Annotated in this window: 22 protein-coding genes and 1 riboswitch; of the genes, 12 read left to right on the forward strand and 10 right to left on the reverse strand. The window is 44.7% G+C overall.

Annotated features, from left to right (window positions below):
* Positions 1 to 27: 27 nt before the first annotated feature.
* Genes RLN88_RS00085 through RLN88_RS00095 form a run of 3 tightly spaced genes read right to left on the reverse strand, consistent with a single transcriptional unit; the run spans position 28 to position 4,047 of the window.
* Positions 28 to 420: a four helix bundle protein gene (locus tag RLN88_RS00085; RefSeq protein ID WP_350219333.1), complete on the reverse strand. Its 393-nt coding sequence runs from the start codon at positions 418 to 420 to the stop codon at positions 28 to 30.
* Entirely contained in the window at positions 410 to 3,049 is a 2,640-nt protein-coding gene (gene metH / locus RLN88_RS00090) for a methionine synthase (RefSeq protein WP_350219334.1), read from the reverse strand. Before metH ends, RLN88_RS00085 begins: the two co-directional genes overlap by 11 nt.
* Complete coding sequence (locus RLN88_RS00095; RefSeq protein WP_350219335.1) at positions 3,046 to 4,047, reverse strand: homocysteine S-methyltransferase family protein; 1,002 nt, start codon at positions 4,045 to 4,047, stop codon at positions 3,046 to 3,048. The genes metH and RLN88_RS00095 overlap by 4 nt, the downstream gene beginning before the upstream one ends.
* A 46-nt stretch (positions 4,048 to 4,093) precedes the next feature.
* Positions 4,094 to 4,205: riboswitch (SAM riboswitch) on the reverse strand.
* 59 nt (positions 4,206 to 4,264) lie between these two features.
* Between RLN88_RS00095 and RLN88_RS00100 the strand changes: the two genes are divergently transcribed.
* Positions 4,265 to 5,170: a Ppx/GppA phosphatase family protein gene (locus tag RLN88_RS00100; RefSeq protein WP_350219336.1), complete on the forward strand. Its 906-nt coding sequence runs from the start codon at positions 4,265 to 4,267 to the stop codon at positions 5,168 to 5,170.
* 52 nt (positions 5,171 to 5,222) lie between these two features.
* Here the strand turns inward: RLN88_RS00100 and RLN88_RS00105 are convergent, their stop codons facing one another.
* The 7 genes from RLN88_RS00105 to RLN88_RS00135 all read right to left on the reverse strand — a co-directional run bounded on the left by RLN88_RS00105 (position 5,223) and on the right by RLN88_RS00135 (position 12,245).
* Positions 5,223 to 5,735 carry a DsrE/DsrF/DrsH-like family protein gene (locus RLN88_RS00105; RefSeq protein WP_350219337.1) on the reverse strand — a complete coding sequence of 171 codons (513 nt, stop codon included), beginning with the start codon at positions 5,733 to 5,735 and terminating at the stop codon, positions 5,223 to 5,225.
* Positions 5,736 to 5,756: 21 nt separating this feature from the next.
* Positions 5,757 to 6,065, reverse strand: a complete 309-nt coding sequence (locus tag RLN88_RS00110; protein ID WP_350219338.1) for a TusE/DsrC/DsvC family sulfur relay protein — start codon at positions 6,063 to 6,065, stop codon at positions 5,757 to 5,759.
* 12 nt (positions 6,066 to 6,077) lie between these two features.
* A complete protein-coding gene (gene sqr / locus RLN88_RS00115) occupies positions 6,078 to 7,346 on the reverse strand; it encodes a type III sulfide quinone reductase, selenoprotein subtype (RefSeq protein ID WP_350219339.1) in 1,269 nt (422 codons plus the stop codon).
* Positions 7,347 to 7,548: 202 nt separating this feature from the next.
* Complete coding sequence (locus RLN88_RS00120) at positions 7,549 to 10,005, reverse strand: YbcC family protein (protein ID WP_350219340.1); 2,457 nt, start codon at positions 10,003 to 10,005, stop codon at positions 7,549 to 7,551.
* A 6-nt stretch (positions 10,006 to 10,011) separates the two neighbouring features.
* Complete coding sequence (locus RLN88_RS00125; protein ID WP_350219341.1) at positions 10,012 to 11,661, reverse strand: proton-conducting transporter transmembrane domain-containing protein; 1,650 nt, start codon at positions 11,659 to 11,661, stop codon at positions 10,012 to 10,014.
* A gap of 9 nt (positions 11,662 to 11,670) precedes the next feature.
* Positions 11,671 to 11,925, reverse strand: coding sequence for a hypothetical protein (locus tag RLN88_RS00130; protein WP_350219342.1), 255 nt, complete (start codon positions 11,923 to 11,925; stop codon positions 11,671 to 11,673).
* Positions 11,926 to 11,936: 11 nt separating this feature from the next.
* Positions 11,937 to 12,245: a hypothetical protein gene (locus RLN88_RS00135; RefSeq protein ID WP_350219343.1), complete on the reverse strand. Its 309-nt coding sequence runs from the start codon at positions 12,243 to 12,245 to the stop codon at positions 11,937 to 11,939.
* Positions 12,246 to 12,334: 89 nt separating this feature from the next.
* Here RLN88_RS00135 and RLN88_RS00140 point away from each other — a divergent pair, with 89 nt between their 5' ends.
* The 11 genes from RLN88_RS00140 to RLN88_RS00190 all read left to right on the forward strand — a co-directional run bounded on the left by RLN88_RS00140 (position 12,335) and on the right by RLN88_RS00190 (position 22,858).
* A complete protein-coding gene (locus tag RLN88_RS00140; RefSeq protein ID WP_350219344.1) occupies positions 12,335 to 13,246 on the forward strand; it encodes a LysR family transcriptional regulator in 912 nt (303 codons plus the stop codon).
* A 127-nt stretch (positions 13,247 to 13,373) separates the two neighbouring features.
* Entirely contained in the window at positions 13,374 to 13,934 is a 561-nt protein-coding gene (locus RLN88_RS00145; protein WP_350219345.1) for a helix-turn-helix domain-containing protein, read from the forward strand.
* Between the two features lie 172 nt (positions 13,935 to 14,106).
* A complete protein-coding gene (locus tag RLN88_RS00150; protein WP_350219346.1) occupies positions 14,107 to 14,334 on the forward strand; it encodes a hypothetical protein in 228 nt (75 codons plus the stop codon).
* Positions 14,335 to 14,561: 227 nt separating this feature from the next.
* Positions 14,562 to 14,870 (forward strand): hypothetical protein, encoded by a 309-nt coding sequence (locus RLN88_RS00155; protein WP_350219347.1) that lies wholly within the window; start codon positions 14,562 to 14,564, stop codon positions 14,868 to 14,870.
* 12 nt (positions 14,871 to 14,882) lie between these two features.
* A complete protein-coding gene (locus RLN88_RS00160; RefSeq protein ID WP_350219348.1) occupies positions 14,883 to 15,041 on the forward strand; it encodes a lmo0937 family membrane protein in 159 nt (52 codons plus the stop codon).
* 425 nt (positions 15,042 to 15,466) lie between these two features.
* Entirely contained in the window at positions 15,467 to 16,984 is a 1,518-nt protein-coding gene (locus RLN88_RS00165; protein ID WP_350219349.1) for an OmpA family protein, read from the forward strand.
* A gap of 222 nt (positions 16,985 to 17,206) precedes the next feature.
* Positions 17,207 to 18,283, forward strand: a complete 1,077-nt coding sequence (locus RLN88_RS00170) for an ice-binding family protein (RefSeq protein WP_350219350.1) — start codon at positions 17,207 to 17,209, stop codon at positions 18,281 to 18,283.
* Positions 18,284 to 18,401: 118 nt separating this feature from the next.
* Complete coding sequence (locus RLN88_RS00175) at positions 18,402 to 18,905, forward strand: hypothetical protein (protein ID WP_350219351.1); 504 nt, start codon at positions 18,402 to 18,404, stop codon at positions 18,903 to 18,905.
* Between the two features lie 106 nt (positions 18,906 to 19,011).
* A complete protein-coding gene (locus RLN88_RS00180) occupies positions 19,012 to 19,590 on the forward strand; it encodes an energy transducer TonB (RefSeq protein WP_350219352.1) in 579 nt (192 codons plus the stop codon).
* Between the two features lie 38 nt (positions 19,591 to 19,628).
* On the forward strand, positions 19,629 to 20,660 hold the full coding sequence (locus RLN88_RS00185) for a glycoside hydrolase family 130 protein (RefSeq protein ID WP_350219353.1): 1,032 nt from the start codon (positions 19,629 to 19,631) through the stop codon (positions 20,658 to 20,660).
* Positions 20,657 to 22,858 (forward strand): glycosyltransferase, encoded by a 2,202-nt coding sequence (locus RLN88_RS00190; RefSeq protein WP_350219354.1) that lies wholly within the window; start codon positions 20,657 to 20,659, stop codon positions 22,856 to 22,858. Before RLN88_RS00185 ends, RLN88_RS00190 begins: the two co-directional genes overlap by 4 nt.
* Positions 22,859 to 22,870 lie beyond the last annotated feature (12 nt).

Below are 22,870 nucleotides of genomic sequence, written 5' to 3' on the forward strand. Positions count from 1 at the left end.
TTGGAAAGTATTTAGGTTTAGAATGTGCTAAAGTTTGGTGCGGAGATACTTTATAAAAGCAAGTGTTTGATGCTTTGATTTTTTCAATATTTCTATTGCCCGGATTTTGTCCATATCCGAGATATAACCAAGCTCAGAATAGAGAAGAATCATACTGTGAACCTCATCCAGGGAAGCTGTGGAAAAATTTAGGAAACGGATAAATTCTTTATTCGAAAATCTGCCGAAACCCTCAGCTATATTATTCATGGATGAAAGGGCAGCTCGCTTGAGTTGGTCCTTAGCAAAAAACTCCGTTTTGAATTTCTCGCTTTCACAAATATCGTAAATGAGAATTGTTAGTTCCTTTGAGGACTTCCAGCAATCAAGCTCCTCGAATGATTCAATTTTTGCCATCATTAATACATTCTCAACTTTCATAACTTAAATTTGGTGAGAGCCATTTTTCAACCTCTTCCACGCTCATCCTTTTTCTTTTGGCATAATCCTCTACCTGGTCTTTGCTGATTTTTCCCAGTCCAAAATATCTTGCTTCAGGATGAGAGAAATACAATCCACTTACTGAAGAGGCAGGATACATGGCAAAGGATTCTGTCAGCCTGATTTCTGTATTTTTCTCCACTTCAAGCAGATCAAATAATGCGCGTTTTTCCGTATGGTCGGGGCAGGCAGGGTAGCCGGGGGCCGGACGTATGCCCTGATATTTTTCCTTAATCAAATCCTCGATTGAACATTTCTCATTGGCGGCATAGCCCCAAAGTTCCTTCCTCACTTTCTCATGCATCAGCTCGGCAAATGCCTCCGCCAATCGGTCAGCCAGTGCCTTGACCATAATTTCCTTATAGTCATCATGTTCTGCTTTGTGTCTTTCGATTAGTGATTCTATGCCTATCCCGGCTGTTACTGCAAACCCTCCCATGTAGTCCGTTTCATTCGGATTTAAGAAGTCAACCAATGAAAGATTAGGAACGCCTGGTGCTTTCTTCCCCTGCTGTCTTAAGAAGTGAAATTTATAATCTTCCCCTACAATCTGGACATCATCACCTTGCCTTGAAACTTGAAAAAGACCCACCACTCCTTTTGCTCGAAGAGCCTTAATTTCAATGATCTCATCCAACATAATTTGAGCGTCATCAAAAAGCTTCTTTGCCTCTTTTCCAACTGTCGGATTCTCAAGAATGGCCGGATATTTTCCTTTCAGCATCCAGGTAGAAAAGAATGGAGTCCAGTCAATGTAATTTCGGATTTCTGATAAATCATAGTCGCTAAAAACGGTAACTCCCTTTTTCTTGGGCTCCACTGTTGGTGATAAGCTCCACTCGAAGGGAGCAGCATTTGATTCAGCCTGATGGTACGATATATAACTTTTTATTTCTGTTCTGGAGGCGTGATCAGCCGCCAGTTCCTGATACTCAGATTTGATCAGTTTGCTGAAGTCTGCTGACCTATCACTTAACAAATTCATGGAAACACCAACGCTTTTCGAGGCGTCCAACACATGAACCACTGTCTGATCGTATTTCGGAGCGATCTTCACTGCTGTATGAATGCGGGATGTAGTTGCTCCGCCAATCAAAAGTGGAGTTTTCATTTTTCTGCGATTCATCTCTTGAGCTACATTCACCATCTCATCCAGTGATGGGGTGATCAAGCCACTTAAGCCAATGATATCTGCACCAATCTCTTGTGCCCGATCCAGGATTTTGTCAGCCGGCACCATCACGCCCATGTCCTCGATATCAAAGTTGTTGCAGGACATCACCACACCTACAATGTTCTTTCCAATATCGTGTACATCTCCCTTCACCGTGGCAAGCAAAATCTTCCCTTTGGTGTTGCCGGAAGCTTTTTCCTTTTCCAAGTATGGTGTTAGATAGGCTACCGATTTCTTCATCACTCGAGCGCTTTTCACCACCTGCGGCAGAAACATTTTTCCACTTCCAAACAGGTCACCAACTACATTCATCCCGTCCATTAGAGGACCTTCGATTACTTTCAGGGGGCTTTGGTATTTTACACGAGCCTCCTCAGTATCCTCTTCAATGAAATCAACAATTCCCTTTATCAGTGCGTGAGAAAGTCTTTCTTCGACTGATGCCTTTCTCCAACTTAAGTCTTCAAATTTCTTTTTGCCCTCTCCCTTTACATTCTCCGCAAATGCAAGTAATCTCTCGGTAGCATCTGCTCTTCGGTTGAGCAAAACATCTTCTACATGCTCCAGCAGATCTTTAGGAATTTCATCATAAACCTCAATCATCCCGGCATTGACAATACCCATGTCCATACCGGCTTTTATGCCATGATAAAGGAATGCCGAATGCATCGCCTCACGAACCACATTGTTACCACGGAAGGAGAAAGACACATTGCTCACACCCCCACTCACTTTTGCTCCAGGGAGATTCTCTTTTATCCAGCTAGTCGCCTTGAAAAAGTCAAGAGCATTGTTAGCATGCTCTTCCATACCTGTACCAACAGGAAAGATGTTCGGATCAAAAATGATATCCTGGGGTGGAAATTTTACCACATCTACCAGTATCCGATAGCTCCTTTCGCAGATCTCAATTCTTCGTTCATAGCTATCTGCCTGACCTCTTTCATCGAAGGCCATCACTATTACAGCGGCTCCATAGCGCTTTACTTTCTTTGCGTGATCGATGAATTCCCTCTCACCTTCTTTCAAACTGATGGAATTCACTACTCCCTTACCCTGAACACATTGCATTCCTGCTTCAATAATCTCCCACTTGGAAGAATCAATCATGATCGGGATTCGTGCGATTTCCGGTTCGGAGGCTATAAGATTTAGAAACCTAACCATGGCTTTTTTGCCATCCAGCATTCCCTCGTCCATGTTCACATCCAGAATCTGCGCTCCTCCTCTCACCTGATCCAGCGCTACCTCCAAGGCTTCATCGTATTTATCCTCAGCTATGAGTCTGGCAAATCGTTTTGAGCCTGTGACATTCGTTCGCTCACCAATGTTCACGAAGTTGGTGTGTTCGTTTATCACTAGTGGCTCAAGTCCGGAAAGTATCAATGGCTTCATACTAACTCCTCCTTCTTTCTTGGATCATATTTAGAAGCTAAATCAGCAATAGCCGCAATATGCTCCGGTGTGGTTCCACAGCATCCACCTATAATATTCACCAAACCCTCCTTTAAAAACTCCTCGATTTGAGCGGCCATTTTCTCAGGTGTTTCGTCATATTGACCAAACTCATTTGGTAGTCCTGCATTGGGGTGAGCACTTACGAAGAAATCAGATTTCTCGGAAAGTATTTTGAGGTATGGCCGAAGCTGAGCCGCACCCAGTGCGCAATTCAATCCAACGCTCAATAAATCCATGTGAGAGATGGAGATCAGGAAAGCCTCTGTGGTCTGACCTGAGAGTGTGCGACCAGATGCGTCTGTGATTGTTCCTGAAACCATCACCGGCACATCAATTCCTCGCTCGACTTTCACTTCATCTATTGCATAAAGTGCTGCCTTGGCATTGAGTGTGTCGAAAATAGTTTCCACCAACAACATATCTACCCCGCCATCCAGTAACGCTTCTACCTGCTGTCTATAGGCTACTCTGAGTTCTTCGAACGTAACCGCCCGAAATCCAGGATCATTCACATCCGGAGATAATGAAGCCGTTCTATTTGTTGGTCCTATAGACCCGGCCACAAATCGGAGTTTATTCGGTTCCTCATTGGTAAATTCATCTGCCACTTCCCTGGCGAGTTTTGCAGATTGATAATTCAACTCATAAACCCAATCTTCCAGCCCGTAATCAGCTTGCGCAATCGTTGTACTCGAAAAAGTGTTTGTTTCGGCTATATCTGCGCCTGCCTCAAAGTACTGAGTGTGAATCTCCTTGATGATATCCGGTCGGGTAATGGAAAGCAGATCATTATTTCCTTTCAGAGATTTTGGATGATCCTGTAAATCCTGATTTCTAAAATCATTTTCCTCCAGCCGATATCGCTGAATCATGGTACCCATGGCCCCATCGAGCACCAGGATTTTTTTATGTAAAAGTTCTGTTAGTTTCTTCATTCTCTGGCTTCATGCTTACTTACCAGAGAAAGTTCCGATCGGATTTCGCTCATCTCTCCCGTCACTGCGGGCTGGGAAGTAGCACCGAAATCCACTCGCTGGCGGACAGGTTGCTAAGACGTCACAGGGCCCAATCCCTCGGTCTTTCTTGATAAGTATTGCAAATATATCAGTTTTTGATTCCCAACAATGATTAGGATGTTACCTTTATCGGACAATGAAATTAGCGGCGATTGACATAGGCTCTAACGCAGTGAGACTGCAAATCACCAAGGTTCTGGAATACGAAAAAATCATCACATTTAAGAAACTGGAATACGTGCGTTTTCCTCTTCGACTGGGCCATGACGTCTTTACCATCGGCAGAATCAGCGAACACAATGAGGAACGGTTTTTTAAATTGATGACGGCCTTCAAAAACCTGATTGATCTCTATGAAATCAGTGCCTTCTATGGATGTGCCACCTCCGCTATGCGAGAGTCTGAAAATGGTTCGGAGATCGTGGAAAGGGTACGCAAAGAACTGGACCTTCCCATTCAGATCATCTCGGGTGAAGAAGAAGCTGAGATGATCAACCGGGTGATCCTGCAAGGACTGGATGACGGTCACTATATACATATAGATGTGGGTGGCGGCAGTACCGAGCTAAACATTTACGAGAAGCATGAAAAGGTCTATTCTCATTCTTTCAAGCTGGGGTCTGTGAGAATACTTGAGGGCCGGGACACTCCGGATAACTGGCGGGAGATGCGTGACTGGGTATCAAAGTTTGCCTTTAAAAAGGGTGAAAAAATTACAGCTATAGGAACAGGCGGAAACATCAACAAGCTCTATGAACTGTCTAACCCTGAAACGAAGACGAAAAAGATGAGTCTGGACAGGCTGATGCGCACGCAGGATGTACTCAAAAATCTGACACTCGATGATCGACTGAACAAGCTTCAGCTCAACCCGGACCGGGCAGATGTGATTATACCCGCATCAGATATCTACATACAGGTGATGAAGGCTGCAAAAGCCAAAAGCATTTTGGTACCTGACGTTGGGCTCAAGGACGGAATCAACTACTACATGTACACCATGCATCACCCCACCAGCGATAAGGTTTTTGTGAGGAATTAAGAAAAGCCGACCCACTACAGGCCGGCCATCTCAGTTAGGTAAGTAATTAACCCTAGATGAACAAAATCTGAGTTCCTTCTTCCTGTCCGCGCTCATAGAAGTCTCCTACTGTCAGGACACCATCCACTTCTTCCCAAAGGTCTTCTTCTTCCAGATGGAACATGTCCATGGCGAGCTTGCAGGCAAATAGTTTACCTCCGGACGCCTTGTAGATTTCCAAAAATTCACTGACGGGTGGAATGTCCAGCTTATCCATTTCCTTCTTCATCATGGTGCTGGCTAGTATTTCCATGCCAGGCAATCCTCCTATCATTGTCGGTATGTGTAGTCCAGGATTTCCTACTGTAGCTACATGAAGCTTATCCATTTTCTTGGGCTGTAGCATTTCCAATCCAAAGAAGGTGCAGAAAATCTCTGACTCTATACCCTCCATCCTTGCTCCATTGGCAAGAATAAGTGCCGCATATACGGAATCGATGGTGGCCTTGGAGTTGATAATCATGAGCTTTTTCAGGGCTCTTTTGTCCTTTACTTTCGCTTTTGCGGGTGCTTCTTTTGTTTCCATTTTCGTAATCTTTAAATGTGATCAGATGCAACTTGCTGGCTTGGGTATTCCAGCGATTCGAGATGCCTTTTTAAGTGGACCATTTGGGAATAATTTGTAGAATTCCTTGATGTCCACCACTCCGGACTTCCCTACCCTTCGGATAGAAAGCGCCGTGCCTTTTTCTTGCTCATCTCGCAGGTATTGAAGAATCTCAAAGTGACGGTCTGTTAATTCGATATCTTCCTCAGCGGCGATGTATCGAGCAATTTCTTTGTCCCATTGATCCATGTGGAGTAAGTATCCTTGTTCATTTACTTCCACAGGTCTATTTGCTATTAATGTTTCCATGACGTTTTATTTTTAATTGAGTACTTCAGTTGCTTCTTGTTTTTCCTTTTTGTTTATCTCTTTGCCTACAAGTGACATCTGAGGAGATATGAAAGGAATTTTCTTGCCTTTCATCAGCATATTCCAGTAAATCCACCGGAAGGCGAGTTTGCCCCAATGGTTCATCTTGTTTTCTCTTAGTAGCTTCATCGGGCCTATGCCTTTGAATGGGAAGACCCCCGGAACCGGCTCCTGATCATAGTTGAAATCGATGAGCATGGCTTTATTGAATCCGGTCTCTACGAAGCAGTTGGCATGTCCATCAAACGCTTCTTCCAAAGGCTCCCCGTTTATATGGTGCAGGATATTATCAGTCAATATCTCCGCTTCAAAGTGCGCCACTGACCCGGCCTTAGATGTAGGGATGTTGGTGGCATCACCTAACACGAAAATGTCTTCGTAAGCGTTAGACTGTAGCGTGTGCTTGTTGGTAGGCACGAAGTTCAGGTCATCTCCCAACCCACTTCTCAGCATCACATTATCCCCCATGTTGGTGGGCACGGTAACCAGCAGGTCAAACGGCACTTCGATCTCGTCCCAGCTCACAATTTTCTTGTCTTCATTATCGACAGATGCGATGGCAAAATCTGGAACGATATTGATCCCCTTTTCTCCCAGGAGGTGGCCCAAAGTAGCCGCTGCGGTTGGCTTGGTGAAAGCGCCATCCAGCGGGGTAACGTAGGTGATGTCCACCTTGTCTCTCATTCTCTTCTCTTTGAAATACCAGTCGGCCAGGAAGGCAAACTCCAGCGGAGCTACCGGGCATTTGATGGGCATCTCGGTGATGTGCACCACGAGTTTACCCCCTTCGAATGCCTCCAGCTTCTTTCTCAGATTGCTGGCACCTTCAAAGGTGTAGAAATCAAAAACTGATTTTTGCCACTCCGGCCCATCCATCCCCTCCACTTCTTCCGGAGCAATACGGGATCCGGTGGCAATTATTAATAAGTCGTAGCTGACAACCTCCTCCCCTTCAAGCTTCACCTGATGCTTCTCCGGTTCTATGACGTCAATCTTTTTTTGAATGTAATTGACCTGTGCAGGGATGAAGCTCTTCTTGTCTTTATAGCAGTCTTCTTCATCGTAAATTCCAAAAGGAAGAAAGAGGAAGCCTGGTTGATAGTAGTGTCTTTCAAACTGATCTACGATCGTGATCTGCCAATCTTTTGGTAGCTTATCGTGCAGGTGGTTTACCATCATGGTACCTGCTGATCCTGCGCCGAGTATGAGTAAATTTTTCATGACTTTCACCTTTGATTCAAGATTAAAGTAAGGTGAGAAGTCACTGGATTTTCATGACCTAGATCAGGTGATGCACTGAGGTTTGTTCAGAAATCGGAGATGTGTAACAATTGTTACATGATTGATAGTCTGTGATTAGTGCATAAGTAATAAAAAGCCCCGACCCTATCCTGTCCGGGGCTACCCTAACCGAGGATTTGAACTACCCTATCACTTCCCACTCCAGATCACCGATGTACTTGTAGGCTACCTTGCCTTGCTCGTTGATCGCGAAGAGGTAAATCCACTGATTATCACATAGCTGGCGAATGGAATCATGCTTTTTCAGGATTTTACTCATTTCGTCTACCGGCGCTTCGATGATCACATTCAATCGGTTGGGTTCGTGTTGGTATCGCTCACCGTCATGCACCGACTGCCAAGGCAGGCCTACCCGTAAGTCTCCGGCATAGCCTTCCAGCACACCCAGACCTCCGACAATGTTGTGCAGGGTCTTATTCCCAGCACCAAGCTTTTTGTTGTCCACCGTGGAAGCGTAATACTGCAGATTGATCCAGGAGGTGACCACCATCGGAGCAGTCATGATGACCTCTAGCACCTTAAACTCCTGATCCTTCTTCCAGTTGTAGCTGTGCATGAAGGCCTTCCCTCCAAAATTCAACCTGGAGGTACGCTCGCGTGGAGCTACGATGAACGATGAGCAACCTGCCAGTCCCCATTCAGGTCTCACCTGCGACATGTCTTTGCTGCGTCCTATCATAAGCTTGTCCAGCTCCGTTCCGTCAATGCCCATTCGGCCTGCACGCTCTTTTCGGGAAAGCGCTCCGGCCGTCTGGAGGGCTTCCTTCAGCTCAGAAAACTCCGAAGTGTTTTCCAACTCTTTTGGAGTGTTAAAAAGTCTGACCTCATCCGTGGTGGTGTCATGCAGAGCCGCCACAAACGCGGTGTTTTCCGGGATATTGATGCCGAGTGTGCTTAATTCCCTTCGAACCTCGGCATCATTCAGCACGGCGGCCGCTACTTTGGCATTGGCCTCTCCGGAGTGTCCTCCACACGCTCCACAGTCCAGCCCCGTAGCATGTGGGTTGTTGACTGTAGATGCTCCGTGCCCGGTGATCATCACAATCGGCGCAAAACCTGACGTTAGCCCCATGGCGGTCAGAGCTGAGTGAGCCATTTTCACACGATCCTCCTTCGGGATTCCTCCAATTCCATGGTGGGGATCAAGTGATACCCCTTTTTCAGACGATTCCTGCGCGTTCAATCCAAAGCGATTAGGATGTGCCACAGGCCTGGTAAATCCAAAGAGGTCTGTAAAGAGTTTTGGCAGGAAGTAGATCCCCAACGGGCTCACAAACCCGAAACAGCTAATGGCTCCCGACCTGAACGATTTCCAAAATTTGAACAGGTGCTCGCGGAACGTTCGACGGGCCAGGGCCTTGTTCTCTAGTTTTTTATCAGCCAGCTGCTCACCTACCGTGTGGGAGGTCGTAAGTAGGACGGGGCATTGATTCGCTCCTTCGTCATGTCCCAGTGGCACATATTTGACCGGAAACCCAAAGAAACCGGCAAAGCCAAATGTCTCAATACCTGCATCAGTTGCTTCTAGGTTTCTTCGGAATACTTCTGAGCGCACATCGATGCAAAATACCGCCTGTGCTTTCGCCTTCTCTCTGGCCTGCACCTCTAACGACTGGCTGTTGATTCGTTGAATCAGGTTTCTTTGAAGTGCGATATCGAAGGCATTTTGCAGGATCAGTTGTCTTGCAAGCTGCTCGCTCATCTGAAACGAACTGACGCTTGCTACTGATTCCTGTTTTGCCTGATTCCATGAAGAAGCAAAGTTTGGATAGCTCAGCAGTTTACCAAGGCACATTTCCCAGGTCAGCAGGATGGCCAAAAATTCCTGAACCGCCTGGCTATCCCTGCCTTCCAGTCGGGCATCCCAATCTATCCGTGCAGCAAAGCCGGCCCATCCGTTCATTTTCATGAGTAGGGCATTGAGGTAATGATCCAGCATTTCTTCTGGGATTTGCAAGGCATCCAAGGCCAGCGAAGTGGCGGCAAGGTGATCGTTCGGTAGGGATTTCACAAGTTTTTTAAATCCTTTCAGTCCCATCGCCTCCGTGCTGTAATCGATCTCTGCCTCCTGCTTCCATGCTGAAAAGATGGAGGTAGCTTCCTGAGTGGTTTTCCAGCTTGCCTGCTGATGGTCAAAGTAGGCAGATGCCCAGAGCGAAATTCGGTCGATCATGAATCTGCGCCACTCCTTACCATTGATCCCGCTGGCTACATCCACCAGCGTTCTGATGCGCAGGTCTGTGGGTGATTTCTGGTTAGTAAACAGGTTTCGAATGAATGCTTCTGCCCCTTCAGTGACCCCCAGCTCATTTCCATCAAGTGCCTGCTCAACGTCCGCTTCGGTAAGCTGTCCTGTTTCCAGTGCCTTTAGATAAAATTCCACCGGAAGTGCAGCCTGCACCTCTCCCGTCTTGTGCAGGAAGTTCATCGCATCTTCAAACTTCATGTCCGACATCCCCAGGAAGGGGTTCACAGCCACGAAATTTTCCAATGACCACAGCGGGGCAATTTTGGCCGAAGCACTTTTCAGCACCTCTTCTACCTTGGATTGATCTGTATATTTCTGAGATAAAATCATTTTCAATTAATTGTTAAGGGCTACTTCCGGTTTTCGTATCAGCGTCTGTTCCATGTCCCGCTTTCCGTCTAGCTCTTCTTGTACGGTCAGGTTGGCCCATTTGAATTTTTCATTCTTCAGGGAGCCAATCATCCGGTCAAAAATTACATTGACGTATAGTCCGTTTCGTAGGTGAACTCCCAATTTGTATCCGAGGGTAGATTGTTTCTTGCCCTGAGCTGTCACCTGTATCAACACTATAATCATATAGCTTACTATTACGATCACAGATGCCAATTTTATGGCCACATCCGGCACCTGATCCTGAGGAAGTTGGGAGGTCAATAGGGCGCGCGCACCGGATTCCAGCATGAAAAAAGAGAGTGCAACCACGAAAGCCATTGTGCCGGAGAGCAGGAAGCTCCATCTGCTGCCCTGAGTGCTCCATGCTGTCACCATCATCTGACTAAGTCCCATTACAATCACCGCTCCAGTCATCATAAGGCTAAAATCCTTGCTGGGTTCTATGCCCCATAGGTAGCAGAAAAGGATGTAAATCGCGAGGACTGTCGATACACTAACAAGGATGCGGATGAAACTCGGAGTTTTCATCGTCAATTTAATTTTTCGGGCACGAACCACATCCACCGCACTGCCAGAGGACAGAAAGGAGTGTGCCTTGTAGAAGGAGTGCGCCACCACGTGCAGGATTGCGGCAGAGTACACGCCAAAACCGCAAATGAGCAGCGAGAATCCCATGTGAGCCACGCTTGAATATCCCAAGGCCACTTTCACAGAAGGCTGTGTGAGGTAGACCACCGAAGCAAAGAGGGCTGTAAATCCACCGATGACGATGAGCATCAGCGATCCGGAGACAGACTCGGCCATCAGGTGGCTAAACCTGACCATGAGGAAAGGGCCGGCATTCAATAGGCCGGCATGGAGCAGGGCCGATACCGGGGTGGGTGTTTCCACCACCTCAATCAGCCAGCCATGGGTAGGAAACTGTGCCGACTTAAGTACTGCAGCGATCACCAGCAGGATGGAAGCCCACAACATGTAGCTATCCAAAGCTCCAGCATTTTGCACTGCGATGAACAGCTGGTCTATGTCTCCCGTCCCTATCGACTGGTAGATGAGGGTGATTGCGCCGATCAGACTGAGATCTCCGATACGCGCCACCATGAACTTTTTGCGGGCTGCAGCTATGGCCTGCGGCCTGCTTCGGTAGAACACAAGCAAGTAGTGCAGGCAAACGCTGGTGATGATCCAGAAAATCAGAATCTGCAGCAGGTTTCCTGAAAGGACCAGCAACTCTACGGACGCAATGGTGCAAGCCAGCCTGCTAAAGAAGACTCCTTTTCGGGCATCTCCATCCAGGTAATTCGCGCTGAATTTAAGGATGGCAAACCCGAGCAGAGAAATCATGGAGAGCATGGTGATGCTAAGAGCATCAAGCCTAATTGACAAGCCCAGTCCGGCCCATCCCAACAGCGGGGATTGTAGTGTACCAAATTCCAGCACCACCCAGGCGCTGACCCCCGAGATTAGTATTCCGGCCAATCCAAAAGCTTCAGCCCGTGCTACTTTGCGTTTGCCACTGATCGCAAACAGCGAGTAGCAAAGCAACAATACCGGAGCGAGCAGAGGAATCAGCGTTAAGATATAATCTTGCATGTGAAGAGTTTAATGGTTTGATTTGATTGATGTCATTCTAAGTGGTCTCCAGAAAATTGCAGTGCTCTGAGAAGCACCTGCCGAAGTGATGATCAGAAAAATGGCGGTAACAAATGCACAACTAAGGGATCCTGCCACAAACCCGAATTCAATAAAATCTCCGGGTACCTGCGATTCTAAAAGTGTGGAGAGAAAGGCACCAGCTTTGGCGCCAAAAGCACCACCAATCACTACACTTATGAGTATGTATCTCAGACTTTTCATACTTAGTGAGATTAAATAAGTTCGATTGAGATATTTGATGAGATTCTCATAGACAAACCATTGGTTCTGGCCAATTGGATCAGCTCCCTGATCTCGCTTTTCGAATCCTCCAACTCTTTGATCCTTTGCAGGGATGCTTCATCGTTTTGACCAAACCTGATCTGAGAACTAAAATTTCTTCTCTCATGAAAATTGATCTTGGTCATCAGCATGTGATTCAGGATTTCGGCAGCATCATCTACCTGAAACTCCCCTTTTATGAGGGTTTGAGTAGTAGCTTTTTCTTCTGTAAAATTTTCCATTTCTTTCGTTAGTATCATATCTGTGTTTTTTTTGTTTGCACAAAGTTGCACCGGGTAATTCATTAATTTTTATTTAACTTTATTATGTATTATATAAATAAATATAAATGCATTACACCTTACATCAATTAAGAATCTTCCTCAAAGTAGCTGACTGTCAGAGCATTACAAAGGCTGCAGAAGAGCTCCATTTGACCCAGCCGGCCATCTCCATTCAGCTAAAAAAATTGCAAGAGCAGTTCGAATTGCCACTCACCGAGGTGATCGGGCGGCAGCTATATGTGACGGATTTTGGAAAAGAAATAGCCATCCGAAGCAGGCGAATACTGGAAGAGGCTGAAGGAATAAAATACACGATTGACCAGTATAAGGGACTGCTCACGGGTAAGATCAAAATCTCTGTGGTATCTACCGGAAAGTATGTGATCCCCTACTTTCTGAAAGGTTTTATGGACAAATATCCCGGCGTGGATATTTCAATCGATGTGTCCAACAAAAACCGCGTGATAGAGGGTATGTACCGAAATGAAAGTGATTTTTCGCTGGTCTCTGTAGTGCCGGATGATCTCAATGTATTCACGGTAGAGCTAATGGAAAATGAGCTGAACCTGGTGGGGAGTATTGAATTTGAAGATCGAATCAAACGACCTAAAGATCTCGAAAAGGTTACCTTACTGTTTAGAGAGGATGGCTCTGCCACACGCAATGCCATGCAGCATTATCTGGATGCTCAACAAATAAAGGTGGGGAAAGCCATGGAGCTGGTATCTAACGAGGCGGTGAAGCAGGCAATCAATGCCGGGCTGGGAGTGTCAATTGTTCCACTAATTGGCTTAAGGACAGCCCTGAAATATGAGCGAATTAGGATTTATCCGCTAAAAGGACTCCCAATCATCACTCAATGGAACCTGATTTATAACAAAGGCAAAGTGCTGACTCCCGCCCAAGATGAGCTAATAAAGTATGTGGAAGAGAACAAAGAGCGGCTGGTTAAAGATCATTTTATCTGGACCATTTGAACTAGTTACAAGTAAGCCAAAACAATGGCTTAGAAATCAGCAAAACATAAATCAGGCACCAATTGACAGGATTATTGGTTACATTCAAATATGGTACATTACGGTTAATAGGTTAGATTTTCCAATAGTGAAGTTATACATAAAATACATGGTCAGTCTGCGATGCAAATTGATGGTGAAAGAAGAGCTACTGAAGCTCGGACTTCACTATGTTATCGTTGATCTGGGTATGGTTGAGATTTTGGAAGACATTACAGAAGACCAACGCAAGCAGCTGAAGGCAAATTTGTTGAAATCAGGTCTGGAACTGCTGGATGACAAAAGAAGCATCCTGATTGAACAAGTCAAGAATATAATTATCGAAATGATTCACTATTCTAACGAACTGCCCAAAGTGAATTATTCGGATTTTTTAAGTGAAAAACTGGGCTATGATTATACCTACCTTGCCAATATTTTTTCGGAGGTAAAGGGAATTACCATTCAGCAGTTCATTATCATTCATAAAATAGAAAAAGTGAAGGAGCTGCTGATCTATGATGAACTAAACCTTACCGAGATATCCTACAAACTGCATTACAGCAGTGTGGCTCATCTATCTAACCAGTTTAAGAAAATTACAGGATTGACTCCCACCTTTTACAAGCAACTAAAAGACAAGCGAAAGCAAAATCTGGAGGATTTGTAGTCTTAAATGACTGCATCACTATGTAGCAAAGCAGTCTGCGCCAACAGTATAAAAATGTATTCACCTGTGAAATATGTAATTCATACCCCAACCCATGTAACACATTCGCTTGTATTACCACTCACCTTTGTGTTGTCGTAGAAATTCATTTACGATAATAAATGACAAGATCATGGAAAATTCTAAAGATCAAAAAAAAGTAGAAGCCTTCAAAATGACAGGTGATTGGAAAGAACAGTCTAAACAACTGAAAACCAAATATTCCACACTCACAGATGCAGATTTGAAATTTGAGGCTGGTAAAGAAAATGATCTCTTAAAAAGAGTAGAAACACGATTGAACAAAAATCGCGAAGAGGTGGTCAAAATCATCAAAAACGTGCAACCTGTTAAGGTTTAATCAACAATAGCATAATTAAAAGAAGGGATCGTATCCCTTTTTTTTGTTTGTGCTCATTCTAAAAAAAAATGGATCGATACCCAATATCGGGAGATTGGCTTCTAAAATTCACCTGTGATATATGTAAATATCAATGAATCTTTTGTAATGGTTTGAAGATGAAATATTTCCAACTTCACCTAACAATCAGTTTAAATAACCTTAAACGAAACTAAGAAACAATCCCAATGAAAAAGTACATAATATCTCTGGTTGTGGCCTTGACCATGATAGCGGCCATCCCGGCCTATGCGACCCCATCCGAAACATCAGGTTCGACTGAATCCGGCACAACATCAGATAAGGCAGTCCTCTTGATTGAGAGGCTGGAGCGAATAAAAGATATGGACAAATCAGCTATGTCACCAGTCGAAAAGCGGGCGATTAGAAAAGAAGTCAAGTCCATAAATAAAGAATTGAAACAGCTCGGTGGAGGAGTTTACATGTCCGTCGGGGCTGTCATAATTATACTATTACTTTTAATCATTCTCCTTTAAACACATAGCACTATGGGAAATTTATTATACTTCGTCGCAGTGGTTTTGATCATACTATGGGCTATAGGCTACCTGGGCTACAGCTCGGGAGGGATTATCCATATCCTGCTGGTCATCGCCTTGATAGCGATACTTTTCCGAATCATAAAGGGGGATAGACCGCTGGGGTAATGCTTCGTGATTTCAAGATGATACAGCCATTTAAGTTTGAGGTGGGGGACACGGTCTATGAGATCACTCGTCCACAGCAATTAATGGTTATCATTAGAAGAAGTGGCTTAATATATTATTGCCGCCTCCTGGACGAGAAAAGCCATGAAATTGTTTTTATGGAAAGGGATTTGAAAAAAGAAGTGAATTATGGTTGTTCACAGCAGGCACCCGCAAGTGACAATGAAATTCACCACCAATCCTAGTTATTAGGTTTTTTAGGTTGGTGGGAAAGGCAGGAACTTAAAAGCCTGCCTTTTTTTTCGTAATTACCTCTTTTTTCTTTTCAAAAACCATACTCTCAACCTGTGAAATATGCAAGAATGAATTTTTAGGTGTAACGCCCACTACCCTTTCGTGATCAACCTTTGCACAAAAGATTAGTCATGAAAAAAATATCACTAAAAAAAATCGTTGGGGCATTGTTTGCACTGATGACATTTTCAACATTCGGCCTTTATGGTCAGGAGTTTCAAGCATCACTGTTTAATGAAGCAAATCAATCGATGAGAATCGCAAGGCAAGCACAAGCCGATGTATTATCTCCGCGTGCATTTGGCGAGGCGATAGAAGCATACAATGATGCAAAGGAAAAATACAATGAAGAGGGAGAGCTTTCTGAGATAAAAGAAAAGCTTGCAAAAGCCAATGGTAAGTTTAAAGAATCTACCGAAAATACAAAGGTTGGTGCAGTCATGTTTTCAAGCGCTTTGTCAGCCAGGGTAGACGCTCGAAATGCCGAAGCGAATCGTTTTGTGAGCGAAATGTGGGTGGATGCTGAAGAGCAAATGAAAGATGCTGCCGAGGATCTTGAAAAAGGTAATGCAGACAAGGCAAAAGAAAAATCAGTTGAAGCAACCAAACTCTATCGAAATGCTGAGTTGGAATCTATCAAAGCAAATTACCTCACCAACGCCAAAAGATTACTGGAAACAGCTGATAAGAATAAGGTCTATAAGGTAGCTCCAAAAACCATTGGGGAATCAAAAGCACTTGTGAGTAAAGCCGAGAAGGAATTACTGGAAAATAGATACGACACAGATGACGCGAGGTACATGGCCAAAGAGGCAGAGTATCAGGCACTTCTGGCTATGCATATTTCTAAAGAGGAAAAGATCTATGATGATAAAGATTTTGAAACGGAGGACTTTCTACTCATGAGCTATAAACCAATAGCTACTATAGGTGAAAGCTTAAATATCCATTCAAGATTTGATAAAGGCGTAGATGTACCGGTTTCAGAAATTACGAATAGAATAGCCAGTGATCAACTGCGCATTGCAAACCTGGAATCATCGCTATTTAATTATAAAGTAACGAATGAAAGCCTGAGAGGAATGTTGAATGAACAACAAAATATGCTGGCTAGTGTGAAAGGAAAACAATCCGATGAAGCGTTGAAAGCACAAAAAAGACAGGACGCTCTCCAAAGCAGAATGGACAGGATGGATGAGGTTAATCTCAAATTTGAGCAAGTACAGCAGATTTTCAACAAAGAAGAAGCAGAGGTTTTCCGTCAAAAAGATGATGTGATCATACGTATGATTGGGATCAATTTTGATGTAGGCAAGTCTCAAATCAAACAAGAAGACTATGCAAAGCTGACCAAGCTACAAAAGGCTATGGACTTGTTCAAAGATGCGAATATTGTGATTGAAGGCCATACCGATTCGCAAGGTGGAGATGAGCTTAACTTAAAATTGTCACAAGAGCGATCAGATGCTGTACTCAGTTATCTCAACGCAAATACATCAATCAATAAGGCAAGATTCAGCACCAGAGGATTTGGAGAAAGCAGGCCTGTTGCCAACAATGAAACCTTAGGAGGTAGAAAGCTGAATCGCCGGATCGACATTGTTATCAAACCTAATTTTCCGGAAATACTATTGGGTTCTAATAAATAGGATTTGATTGAGCAACATTTCAAAAATCACCTGAAATTTTTATTCAGGTGATTTTTTTTGATTTAACCCTCACAGAGCATTTCAAAAGCTAGAAATACACTCTACTGTCGACAGGAGCTTAATAAGTGATATATGTAACAATGACTTCTCCTTGTGTAACGCTATCAGGTAAGGAGTAGGTGACCTTTGCATTACGATTTAAACATTTTAGACAAAATCATAATGAATTTTCAAAAGGCACTGATAGCAGGACTGCTATTACCGCTACTAATTTTTACGGGTTGCAATAATGATAATGACCCGGCCATAGAAAGTACCCCACCCCTTGTTACATCCACTGATCCGCTAAACAATGCGGTGGATGTCTCCAGAAACAAAACAGTTTCTATCACCTTCAATGAGGAAATGGATCCTGCAAGTATAAACGCCTCAACATTTACTCTTCAGCAGGGCACTACGTTCATTACTGGTGTAGTGGCCTATGCAGGCACAGCGGCTACATTTACTTCCACGGCCAACTTAAACGCTAACCTGGTCTACACGGCAACCATTACCACTGGTGCGAAGGATTTAGCAGGAAATGCACTGGCCAGCAATACCTCATGGGATTTCACCACCGGCGGCAGCTCTGCAGTTCTCGATGATGTAGATCTGGGTAGCGCAGCTGATTATGTAATACTAGCCAAGACGGCTATAAACAACAGTTCGACTTCCGCAATCACCGGAGACCTGGGATTAAGTCCGGCCGCTACCACATACATAACAGGTTTGGCACTGGTTGATTTTACAGGTTATGCCACATCTTCACAAGTGACTGGAAATGTATATGCGGCGGACATGGCTGACCCTACTCCTATAAATCTTACCACAGCGGTAAACAATATGATCACCGCCTACAATGATGCCGCCGACAGACCTTCTCCGGATTTCGTAGAGCTAGGTACAGGAAACATTGGCGGGATGACTTTGACTCCCGGCCTATACAAGTGGTCAAGTACCGTGACAATACCTTCCGACCTTACCTTAATAGGTGGTGCTGATGATGTTTGGATCTTCCAAATAGACGGTGACCTGACACAAAGTGCGGCTGTTTCCGTCACCTTGAGCGGCGGAGCAGAGGCTGAGAATATCTTCTGGCAAATTGCCGGGGAAGCCACCTTTGGCACCACTTCTCACTTTGAAGGAAACATTCTCTCCATGACAGGAATCACATTCCAGACCGGAGCTTCCATGAATGGTCGTGCCCTTGCGCAAACAGCAGTCATTTTAGATGCTAACGCAATAACCAAGGTAGAATAAATCAACATGCCCCGCTGTGCTAACACACATTGGGACTAAATATAAAGCCGGGGCATATGTCCCGGCTTATTTTCAGGGAAAGTCTGAATACTCAACAAGAACTAAAAATTATACGACTATGAAAAATACATTTTTTGCAATGATTGCATTGTCGGTATTGTGGACCAATGCCTATAGTCAAAGTCCTTTACCAGTAGGTAAGACACAACTCAATTTTGGAGTGGGTCTGTCTAGCTGGGGTGTTCCTGTTTACATAGGATTTGATCACAGCGTACACAAAGACATTACTGTTGGTGGTGAATTCTCCTATCGTTCATATAAGGAAAATTGGAGGAATGATAATTATAACCACAGTGTCATGGGGTTTTCGGGTAACGGAAATTATCATTTTAACAGTTTGTTGGACATTTCTCAGCAATGGGATTTTTACGCAGGACTGAATGTTGGATTTTATGTATGGTCTTCACCAAACAATTATGATGGTGACCGAAGCTCCGGCCTGGGTTTAGGAGCTCAAGTTGGCGGTCGTTATTACTTCTCTGACAAGGTTGGCTTAAATCTCGAAGTTGGTGGAGGCAATACCCTTTCAGGTGGCAAACTAGGCATCACTATTAAATTATAAAGTATAAATAACCCAATCTTTCAAATCAATCAACTAACCCGATAATCCCGACATGTTTAGGGATAACCCCTGATGCCGGACAAAGAAATTTAATAATAATATGACCATGAAAAACAAAACGAAAATTTACACACTGATCGCCCTGCTCTTTCTAGTGCAAGCGTGTGGATCAAAAAATGAAAGTAGCAGTGAAAAGACTACTGCGACAGGTAAGGATGCCCAATTAGGCGGACTGGCCACCCTGGAACAACGGAGGGCTATTCACAAAAAAGACTCAGCTATGATTGCCGAAAAACGAATGAAAGCCTGGAATGAAATGGCAGACAAGTCCCCAACATTCACAGACCGGAAGGGAGCCATAATCTACAATAAGTCCGAAGTGAGCCCAACTTTCGTTGGGGGAAACAGTGCCATGATGAAGTACCTGAATGGAAATGTGGTTTATCCCGAGCAGGCAGAGAAGGATGAATTGGAAGGAACCGTATTTGTAGACTTTGTGGTGGGTAGTGATGGTACCGTGAGAGATGTGGAAGTGACCAATGCCACCAGCACAGACGTAGATCAGGCATTCCGAAACGAAGCTGTGAGGCTGGTTTTCTCCATGCCAAAATGGACCCCCGGTAGTCAGAATAATGTACCTGTAAATGTGAAATACAGCATCCCTGTCTCTTTTCGGATTATCTGATTTTTTTTTGGAATGGTTACCCTGAGTAAAAGCATAACATGATTGAATTAAAAAAAGAAGGCATTCTCCTTGATAAAACAGAACGTGAATTTGAAAACGAGGGCGTTTTAAATCCCGCCGTAATCCAGGAGGGGGATACCGTGCATGTTTTTTACAGGGCTGTGCGAAAGGGTAACCATTCCACCATTGGCTATTGTAGGCTTGACGGGCCTACCACTGTGGCACATCGCAATGACACGCCTTTACTCTTCCCCGATCATGAATACGAATCAAGGGGTATGGAGGATCCACGCATTGTTAAGATAGACGATCTCTATTACCTCACCTATACCGCCTACAATGGCATCAATGCCTTTGGAGCACTTGCTACAAGTCCTGATCTGAAAAATTTTGAAAGGAAAGGGATAATGGTCCCGCAAATCACCTATGAGGATTTTCATCGCATGGCCGAATGCAACGTGAATCTCAATATAAAATATAAGCGCTTTTATATCCTGTATGATATCAATACCAGATACACGCAAAATGTGCTGTTGTCAGATAAGAACCTCATGCTGTTTCCGAGAAAAATCAATGACAAATTTTACTTCCTGCATCGAATCCGACCTGATATACAAATAGCATCTGTTTACACACTTGAAGACCTCACTGAGGACTATTGGAAAGACTATCTCATGCATTTTGATAAACACATCCTGATGGGTTCCAGGTTTGATCATGAGATCAGCTACATCGGTGGTGGCTGTCCGCCTATTGAAACAAAAGAGGGCTGGCTCCTGATCTATCATGGAGTGCATGACTCAGTAGAGGGGTATGTCTACTGTGCCTGCGCCGCTTTATTGGATTTGGATGATCCTACCAAAGAGCTGGCGCGGTTGCCTTATCCATTATTCAGACCAGATCTTGACTATGAAATACGAGGAGAGATACATAATGTAGTCTTCCCTACAGGTACCGCACTCTTCGGAGATAGACTCTATATCTACTATGGTGCAGCAGATACACGTATAGCCGTAGCATCACTCAGTATGAAAGAACTGATCGCTGAGCTACTAAACCACAAAATATGACCAGTAATGAAATACTGGTCATAACCTCTTTTCCTCCGCGAAAATGCGGAATAGCAACCTACAGCCAGGATTTGATCCATAACATAGAGGATAAATACCAGTACGGATTTAAAGTCAGGGTTTGCGCATTACTCAAAAAGGATGATCAGCTGGACTATCCCGGCACGGTGAAATACCGCTTGAAAACATGGATCAGGAAAGACTACACCCGGCTGGCAGAAGCCATTAATCTTGACAAAAAGATACGGGTCATTTACTTGCAGCATGAATTTGGTCTTTATGGTGGTGAAATGGGAGCCTATCTCATAGACCTGCTGAAGAAGCTCCGGATCCCCGTAATCACAACATTTCATACCATCCTGTCCAACCCATCAGAGGAAAGAAGAGCGATCGTCCAACAGATTGCAAAGCTATCCGCCCGGGTGATTTTGATGACCCGGCTTTCTGCCAAAATCCTGAAGTCAGAATACCAAATTGAAGAAGACAAAATAGAAATCATCCCCCATGGAACGCATTTAATCAAACCGCACAAACTTGTAAGCCGACAAGATGTGCCATTCCCTGATAAAACCATACTGGCCACTTTCGGCCTGATCAGTGAGGGGAAAAGCATCGAGACAGCCCTTGAGGCTTTACCTCGCATTGTTAACCTGTTTCCCAGCGTATTGTACCTGATCATAGGCAAAACCCACCCCGGAGTGCTGGAACATGAAGGGGAAAAGTACCGCGACTTTCTGCATGAAAAAGTGGAGCAGTTAAAAATCGAAAAGCATGTCCTGTTTGTAAACAAGTACCTCTCGCTACCCATCCTGCTCGAATACCTTGAGCGTACGGATATCTACCTTTTCACCTCAAAAGATCCACAGCAGGCCGTCAGCGGGACACTGGCTTACGCCATGTCTGCCGGCTGCCCGGTTATTTCTACACCTATTCCCCACTCCCTGGAGCTGCTGAATGGCGCAGGCTTAAACTTTGATTTTCAAAATTCTGAACAGCTGGCAGATGCGGCCATCTTAATGCTTTCCAACCCCAAAATGATGGAGGAAATGCGGATGAACGCCTTGCACAACATCCGGCCCACTGCCTGGCAAAATTCCGCCATTGCCCATCTGGAGCTCGCCAAATCGATATTGAAGACCAAAAAATTCAAACCGGAATACCGCCTCCCTCCCATTGCCACCGAGCATATTAAAAGAATGACCACCGACTTTGGAATGATCCAGTTTTCAAAAATTGCCGAGCCGGACGCCTCATCGGGCTATACACTGGACGACAATGCCCGGGCCCTGATTGCCCTGACCAAGAACTTTGAACTCACAGGCAATTTTGACGACCTGCACCTGATAAACACCTATCTGGAGTTCATCCTTTTTTGCCAGCAGGAAGACGGTTCCTTTTTAAACTACGTCTCCATCAACCATCAATTTTATGCAAAAAACAGGAACGAAAACCTGGAAGATGCAAACGGCAGGGCAATCTGGGCTTTAGGCGAGTTTCTATCCTTGCGCCACCTCATCAGTTTGCATTTACAAAAAGAAGTAGAGGCCGCATTCCAGGAGGCCATCCCTGTGATCAGCACCTTACAATCCCCGCGCGCGATTGCCTTTTGCATCAAAGGCTTGTACTACCATTATCAATGGAAGAAGAAGCCGGAAACATTGGAAATCATCACACGGCTGGCAGACAACCTCATTTCAAAATACCGTGGAGTTTCAAATAGAAATTGGAAATGGTATGAACCCTATCTGACCTATGCCAATGCGGTGATCCCGGAGGCCATGCTGCTCGCCGGAAAATGCACAAACAGCAAGCTATTCAAAGAAACCGCGAAAAATACCTTTGATTTTCTGCTTGCCACCACCCATATCAATGGCCAGTTCTCAGTGATCTCCAATATCGGCCGGCACCATGAAGGCCAGGAAAAAACACCTTTTGGAGAGCAGCCTATCGAAATTGCCTACACGGTATTGGCCCTGGATACTTTCTATGCGGAATACGGAAAACCCAATCATCTGGCTCAACTGAAAACGGCATTTAACTGGTTTTTGGGTGCCAACCATCTGCACCAGATTATATACAACCCGTGCACCGGCGGATGCTATGACGGACTGGAGGAACATCACGTCAATCTCAACCAGGGGGCGGAATCAACCCTTAGCTATTTGCTGGCCCGGCTAACCATCGAGAAGTATGAGTAGACAAAACCTAGG

It is taken from the genome of Ekhidna sp., from assembly GCF_040223195.1.
Lineage (GTDB): Bacteria > Bacteroidota > Bacteroidia > Cytophagales > Cyclobacteriaceae > Ekhidna.